A 7,790-nucleotide genomic window follows, 5' to 3' on the forward strand; every position below is an offset into this window, starting at 1 on the left:
TCGGCGATCAGCCGGTCATGAGCCGATCGCCGGCCCGCTCACGCTCCAGCATCCGCCGCAGCGGCCCTTCGTCGGCCGCCAGCTCGGCGTAAGGGCCTCGCTGTACGGGACGGCCTCCGTCGAGCACGATCACCTCGTCCACCTGGTCGAGTCCTCGCAAACGGTGGGTGATCAGCAGTGTCGTACGGCCCTCCGTCGCCTCCAGCAGATCGGCGGTCAGCGCGTCCGCCGTCGCCAGATCCAGGTGCTCGGCGGGCTCGTCCAGGACCAGTACCGGGAAATCGGCGAGAAGCGCGCGGGCCAGTGCCAGACGCTGCCGCTGACCGCCCGAGAGCCGGGCGCCGTGCTCGCCGACCAAGGTTTCGAGCCCGGCGGGCAGGCCATCGACCCATTCGAGCAGCCTGGCCCGGCGCAGAGCCTCGCGCAGCTCGTCCTCGGTCGCCTCGGTACGGGCAAGCCTGAGGTTTTCCCGTACGGAACTGTCGAAGAGGTGGGCGTCCTGCGCGCACAGCCCGACAAAGCCCCGGACCGTGTCCCCGTCGAGCGCGGCCAGATCCGTACCGCCGAGCCGGCAGCCGCCCTCGCGTGCGTCCAGGAAGCGCAGCAGCACCTGCGCGAGCGTCGTCTTGCCCGACCCGGAAGGCCCGACGACGGCGACGCGCTTCCCTGCCGTCAGCGTCAGGTCGAAGCCGCTGAGCGCGTCCCGCCGCTGCCCCGCGTACCGGGCGGACAGCCCTCGTACCTCCAGCGGGAACGGTGATACCGGAGCGACGGCCGGCCGGTCGGGCTCGTGTACGGGCACGGGAGCGTCCAGCACCTCGCACACCCGCTCCGCACCGCACCTGGCCCGCTGCCGGTACCGCACGGCGAGTGGCAGCCCGGTCACCGCCTCGAACGCGGCGAGCGGAGTCAGGACGACCACGGCCAGCTCCACGCCGTCGAGACGTCCGTCGCGTACCGCCTGAACGCCCACGAGCGCCGCCGCGGCCACGGTCAGTCCACAGGCCAGCGCGGAGAGTCCGCCGCCGAGCGCGTTGGCGCTCGCGCCGCGCGCGGCGATGGCCGTCAGCGTTCCGTCGGCCTCGCGCACCCCGCGCATACGGCTCCGCAGTGCGCCCGCGACAGTCAGCTCAGCGGTGCCCCGGAGCAGATCGGTGACCTGAGTGGCCAGGAGTCCGCGCGCCGGGGCCAACTGCCGTTCGGCGCGGCGCGCGCAGGCGCCGCTCACCAGCGGCACACCCACCCCGGCGGCGAGCAGCCCGGCGGCCAGTACGGCGCCCGCCTCCGGCAGCAGCCATGCGGTGAATCCGATGGCCCCCACCCCGACGAGCAGGGCGGTACCGACCGGGAGCAGCCACCGGAGCCAGTAGTCCTGGAGTTCGTCCACATCGGCGACCAGCCGGGACAGCAGATCCCCGCGCCGGGTCTCGCGCAGCCCGGCGGGCGCGATGCGCTCCAGCCGCCGGTACACGGAGACCCTGAGATCGGCGAGCATCCTGAGTACGGCGTCGTGCGACACGAGGCGCTCGGCGTAGCGGAAGACGGCCCGGCCGATACCGAAGGCGCGGGTCGCCGTCACCGCGACCATCAGATAGAGCACCGGGGGCTGCTCGGAGGCGCGCGAGATGAGCCAGCCGGAGACCGCCATGAGACCGACGGCGGAGCCGAGGGCGCAGCTGCCGAGGAACAGCGCCAGTGCGAATCGTCCGCGCAGCGCCCCGGCGGCGGCTCTCATCCGCGCGAGCGGATCCCTCGCCGAACCGGCTCCCTCACCCGGCGCACCCGGCGCACCAGCCGTGCCAACGGTGCCGACGGTGCCGATCGCACCGAAATCGGCCGGTACGGCATGTCCGCTGCCGGCGTCGTCCCCGGCTGCTCCAGCCTCTCCGTCGACCGCGTCATGGGCGACCGTGTCGACCCGAGCCGCAGGCGCCCGCACAAAGCCGAGACCACCGCGCTCCTCCGTCGCTCCGGACGCCTCCGCCCTGCCCGCCGGCCGCTCCGGCAGCGCGATCACCCGGTCGGCCACCGCGAGCAGCGCCGGTCTGTGGACGACGAGCAGCACCGTACGGCCCAGGGCCAGCCGCCGTACCGCCTCGACGATGCCCGACTCCGTCTCGCCGTCGAGCGCCGCCGTGGGCTCGTCCAGCAACAGCAGCGGCCGGTCGGCGAGAAAGGCCCTGGCCAGCGCGAGCCGTTGCCGCTGACCGGCCGAGAGCCCGGAACCGTCCTCACCGAGCAGCGTGTGCACGCCCTGCGGCAGCGCCGTCACAAACTCATACGCGCCCGCCTCCCGCAGCGCGTCCCGTACCGCCGCGTCGTCCGCGTCCGGCCGGGCCAGCCGTACGTTCTCCGCGATCGTGCCCGCGAAGAGATACGGCTGCTGCGGAACCCAGGCGATCCGCTCCCGCCAGCGGTCCGGATCAAGAGAGAACAGATCCCGGCCGTCCACCCGTACCCGGCCCTCGTCCGGTGCGGTGAAGCCGAGCACCACCTGGAGCAGCGTGGACTTGCCGACACCGCTCGGACCGACCAGGGCGACCGTCTCCCCCGGCTCGACCGTCACCGAGGCCGCGTCCAGCGAAGGTTCCGTACGGCCCTGATGGCGGACGGTCACACCGTCCAGCTCCAGCCGTGGCGCACCCGTACCGGCCATCTCTCCCGTACCGCCCGCCGGAGGCCCTGTCTCCAGGACCGTGAAGATCTCCTCGGCGGCCGACAGCCCTTCGGCCGCCGCGTGATACTGCGCGCCCACCTGACGGATCGGCAAATAGGCCTCGGGCGCCAGGATCAGCACCACGAGTCCCGTGTACAGATCCAGATCACCGTGCACGAGCCGCATCCCGATCCCGACCGCGACCAGAGCCACCGACAGCGTCGAGAGCAGTTCCAGCGCGAAGGACGACAGAAAGGCGATACGCAGCGTACGAAGGGTGGCCCGCCGGTACTCCGAGGTGATCGCGCGGATCGACTCGGCCTGTGCCTTGGCCCGGCCGAAGACCTTCAGGGTCGGCAGTCCGGCGACCACATCCAGGAAGTGGCCCGACAGCCGGGAGAGCAGCCGCCACTGACGGTCCATCCGGGCCTGGGTGGCCCAGCCGATGAGCACCATGAACAGTGGAATCAGCGGCAGAGTCAGCACAATGACCGCCGCAGAGACCCAGTCCTCGGTGACGATCCTCGCCAGAACCGCCACCGGCACCACCACCGCGAGCCCCAGTTGGGGCAGATAGCGCGCGAAGTAGTCGTCCAGAGCGTCCACACCGCGGGTGGCGAGCGCGACCAGTGAACCGGTGCGCTGTCCACTCAGCCATCCCGGGCCGAGTGCGGTCGCCCGCTCCAGCAGTCGTCCGCGCAGCTCCGACTTGACCGCCGCGCTTGCTCGATGGGCCGCGAGTTCGGTCAGCCAGGAAACCAGAGCGCGCCCGACGGCGACCGCGACCAGCAGAAGCAGCGGGGTGCGCAGCTCCGAATCGTCCAGTCCTCGCTGGAACGCTCCGACCACCACCTCGGCGATCAGCATCGCCTGAGCAATCACCAACCCCGCACCGGCCACCCCCAGCGCCACCACGGCGATCAGGAAGTAGCGAGTGGCCCGGGCATACCGCAGCAGACGCGGATCGACTGGTTTCACGTGAAACACCCACTCCTACGAACCGTGCTCTGACGAACCGGGCTCTGCCCTCGGATGCATCGGTCTCTTACACATCGCCGGTACGCAACAGCGGTCACGCAACGGCAGTCACGCATCGGCGATGTGCTGCGTTCCGATCCGCTTGCGGAACACCCAGTACGTCCATCCCTGGTAGAGCAGCACCAGCGGAGTCGCGATACCCGCGCACCAGGTCATGATCTTCAAGGTGTACGGAGTGGACGACGCGTTCGTCACCGTGAGGTTCCATGCCGGATTCAGCGAGGACGGCATGACATTCGGGAAGAGCGTCAGAAAGAGCATCGCCACCGCGGCCACGATCGTCACGCCCGAGAGCGCGAACGACCAGCCCTCACGTCCCGCCGCGATGGCCCCGATCGCGGCGACCAGCGCCACCACCGCCACGACCAGTGCGATCAGGCTCTTGCCGTTGCCCTGGTCCGCCTGGGTCCAGAGCAGAAAACCGAGCGCCAGCACGGCGGTCAGCACCCCGAGTCCGACCGCCAGCTTCCTGGCCCGGACCCGGATGTCTCCCACCGTCTTGAGCGCGGCGAACACCGTGCCATGGAAGGTGAAGAGAGTCAGGGTGACCAGACCGCCCAGGATCGCGTAGGGATTGAGCAGATCCGCGACGTTGCCGATGTACTCCTTGTGCGCGTCGATCTTGACGCCGCGCACGATATTGCCGAACGCGACACCCCAGAGCACGGCGGGAAGCAGCGAGGTCCAGAAGATCGCGTGTTCCCAGTTGCGCTGCCAGCTCTCCTCGGGCCGCTTGGCCCGGTACTCGAAGGCGACACCGCGCACGATCAGACAGACCAGGATGAGCAGCAGCGGCAGATAGAAGCCGGAGAAGAGCGTGGCGTACCACTCGGGAAAGGCAGCGAAGGTCGCTCCGCCGGCACTGAGCAGCCAGACCTCATTGCCGTCCCAGACAGGCCCGATGGTGTTGATCAGGACCCGCCGCTCCTTACGGTCGCGGGCCAGCAGCTTGGTGAGGACTCCGATGCCGAAGTCGAAGCCTTCGAGAAAGAAGTAGCCGGTCCACAGGACGGCGATCAGAACGAACCAGACGTCGTGGAGTTCCATAGCCATAGCTCCTCAAGTCCTCAGTACGAGAAGGCCATCGGCCGGTCGGCGTCCGTATGGTCGCCACCGATCTTTGTGGGCGGATGGAGATCGGCGTCCGTCAGCTCCGGTGGGCCGGCCTTGACGTACTTGACCATCAGCCTGACCTCGACGACCGCGAGCACTCCGTACAGCAGGGTGAAGACGATCATCGAGGTGAGCACCTCGGCCTGGGAGACTCCGGGGGAGACCGCGTCGGCCGTGCGGAGCACTCCGTACACGACCCATGGCTGGCGTCCCGTCTCGGTGAAGATCCAGCCCCAGGCGTTGGCGATCAGCGGGAAGAGCAGGGTCCAGAGGGCGACGATCCAGTACCACTTGGTGAGCTTCGGGCTGAGCGCCTTCTGCCGGAAGAGCACCAGATTGGGCACCTCGTCCTCGTCCGTCCGCAGGGCGGGTGGCAGCAGGAACTTCCGCCTCGTCAGCCAGAGCCCGAGCAGACCGATGCCGAAGGACGCCATTCCGAAGCCGATCATCCAGCGGAAGCCCCAGTACGCGACCGGGATATTGGGCCGGTAGTCGCCGGGACCGTACTTTTCCTGCTCGGACTTGTTGACGTCGTTGATACCGGGGACATGCGAGCTGAAGTCGTTGTTGGCGAGGAAGGACAGCAGTCCGGGGACCTCGACGGCCACGGTGTTGTGGCCCTTCTCGACGTCTCCGTAGGCGAACAGCGAGAACGGCGCGGGCGATTCGCCCTCCCACAGGGCTTCCGCCGCCGCCATCTTCATGGGCTGCTGCTCGAACATGACCTTGCCGAGCGAGTCACCGCTCACGGCGGTGAGCAGTCCGGCGATCGCGACGGTGACCAGGCCGAGGCGGAGCGAGGTCCGCATCACCGGTATGTGCTTCCTCCGCGCGAGATGGAAGGCCGCGATACCGACCATAAAGGCACCGCCGACCAGAAAAGCGGCCGTCAGGGTGTGGAAGAACTGGGTGAGCGCGGTGTCCTGGGTCAGCACTTTCCAGAAGTCGGTGAGTTCGGCACGGCCGGCTTCCTTGTTGATGCGATAGCCGACCGGGTGCTGCATCCAGGAGTTGGCGGCCAGGATGAAGTAGGCGGAGAGGACCGTGCCGATCGAGACCATCCATATACAGGCCAGATGGATCTTCTTCGGCAGTTTGTCCCAGCCGAAGATCCACAGTCCGATGAAGGTCGACTCGAAGAAGAAGGCGATCAGCGCCTCGAAGGCGAGCGGAGCACCGAAGATGTCGCCGACGAATCGCGAGTAGTCGGACCAGCTCATCCCGAACTGGAACTCCTGCACGATGCCGGTGACGACACCCATCGCGATATTGATCAGGAAGAGCTTGCCCCAGAACTTTGTGGCCTTGAGGTACTTAGGATTCTCCGTGCGGACCCACGCGGTCTCCAGGCCGGCCGTGAGCGCGGCGAGCGAGATCGTCAGAGGGACGAAGAGGAAGTGATAGACGGTGGTGATGCCGAACTGCCATCGCGCCAGGGTCTCCGGCGCCAGAGCGAGGTCCACGTCGTCTTCTCCTTACATCGCCGTGGTCACAGCGGCAGCTTGTCCCGTTCGACCTGGACATACGAGAGCAAACGGGACGCGCTTGTGAACGCGTTCACATTCACAAGCATTATGTCGCACATGCTTCCCGGCCTTCGCAGGGGGGTCGGCATGGGGTCGGAATGCGTCGGGGCGGCCTCGAAGAGACCGCCCCGCACCACTCCGTATCGCTCTCGCCCGGCCGGACCGGACCGGCCGCACTGGCCCCGCCGGCCGCACCGGCCAGTCGCACTGCCCGGCTACAGCTCCTTGCGGAACGCCTCCGCCGCCTGGAGGAAGACGTCATTGGCCTCGTGCTCGCCGATCGTGACCCGTACTCCCTCGCCCGCGAAGGGCCGTACGACCACACCGGCCGCCTCACAGGCCGCCGCGAAGTCGAGCGTGCGCCCGCCGAGCCGCAGCCAGACGAAATTGGCCTGGGTCTCGGGCACGGTCCAGCCCTGGTCGACCAGGCCCGCGTAGACCCGCGCGCGCTCGGCGACCAGCGCGCCGACCCGGCCCAGCAGTTCGTCCTCGGCACGCAGGGATGCGATCGCCGCCTCCTGTGCGATCTGGCTCACACCGAACGGGACGGCGGTCTTCCGCAGCGCGGCGGCCACCGGTTCATGGGCGATCGCGAAGCCGACCCGCAGACCGGCCAGTCCGTACGCCTTGGAGAAGGTACGCAGCACGGCCACATTCGGACGCTCGCGGTAGATCTCCACGCCGTCCGGCACTTGCGCGTCGCGGATGAACTCGCGGTAGGCCTCGTCGAGAACCACCAGCACGTCGCCCGGAACACGGTCGAGGAACCGTTCAAGCTCGGCGCGGCGCACCACCGTGCCGGTCGGGTTGTTGGGGTTGCAGACGAAGATCAGCCGGGTCCGCTCGGTGATCGCGTCGGCCATCGCGTCCAGATCGTGCACCTCGCCCGAGGTCAGCGGCACCTCTATGGAGGCCGCGCCCGAGATCCGGGTGATGATCGGATACGCCTCGAAGGAACGCCAGGCGTAGATGACCTCGTCACCGGGGCCCGAGGTGGCCTGGACGAGCTGCTGTGCCACGCCCACCGAACCGGTGCCGGTCGCGAGATGCGCGACGGGCACGCCGAAGCGGTCCGCCAGCTCGTCCATCAGTCCGGTACAGGCCATGTCCGGATAGCGGTTGAAGACGCCCGCGGCCGAGATCGCCTGCTCCATCACGCCGGGCAGCGGCGGATACGGATTCTCGTTGGAGGACAGCTTGTACGCGACGGGCCCGCCGCCGGACGCGGCCGGCCTGCCCGGCTTGTAGGTGGGGATGCCGTCCAGCTCGGCGCGCAGCTTGGGGCTCGACTCACTCACCGCAGGTCCTCCTCGGCCGTTCACGGGTCCGTACAACTTCTCTGACGACTTCAACGACGACTTCAATGCTGTTCACCTTATGAGGATTCGCGGCCCTTGCGAACCCGGCCGCCGGACCGCCGCCCGGACCGCCGCCGGACGCCATGAGGCCCGCCGCCG

Annotated in this window: 4 protein-coding genes; all 4 read right to left on the bottom strand. The window is 68.8% G+C overall.

Features of this window, described 5'->3' with window-relative positions; translation table 11 throughout:
* Positions 1-7: 7 nt before the first annotated feature.
* The 4 genes from cydD to hisC all read right to left on the bottom strand — a co-directional run bounded on the left by cydD (position 8) and on the right by hisC (position 7,631).
* A complete protein-coding gene (cydD, locus tag GA0115259_RS09630; RefSeq protein WP_093593775.1) occupies positions 8-3,634 on the bottom strand; it encodes a thiol reductant ABC exporter subunit CydD in 3,627 nt (1,208 codons plus the stop codon).
* 108 nt (positions 3,635-3,742) lie between these two features.
* Positions 3,743-4,741 carry a cytochrome d ubiquinol oxidase subunit II gene (gene cydB / locus GA0115259_RS09635; RefSeq protein WP_093593777.1) on the bottom strand — a complete coding sequence of 333 codons (999 nt, stop codon included), beginning with the start codon at positions 4,739-4,741 and terminating at the stop codon, positions 3,743-3,745.
* A 20-nt stretch (positions 4,742-4,761) separates the two neighbouring features.
* Positions 4,762-6,270: a cytochrome ubiquinol oxidase subunit I gene (locus tag GA0115259_RS09640; protein WP_093593780.1), complete on the bottom strand. Its 1,509-nt coding sequence runs from the start codon at positions 6,268-6,270 to the stop codon at positions 4,762-4,764.
* A 278-nt stretch (positions 6,271-6,548) separates the two neighbouring features.
* A complete protein-coding gene (gene hisC / locus GA0115259_RS09645; protein WP_093593783.1) occupies positions 6,549-7,631 on the bottom strand; it encodes a histidinol-phosphate transaminase in 1,083 nt (360 codons plus the stop codon).
* Between the last annotated feature and the right edge of the window lie 159 nt (positions 7,632-7,790).

Source organism: Streptomyces sp. MnatMP-M17, from assembly GCF_900091995.1.
GTDB lineage: Bacteria > Actinomycetota > Actinomycetes > Streptomycetales > Streptomycetaceae > Streptomyces.

Coding starts and splice junctions, on each gene's coding strand:
- cydB (WP_093593777.1), bottom strand. CDS start 4,741: ATGGAACTCCACGACGTCTGGTTCGTTCTGATCGCCGTCCTGTGGACC.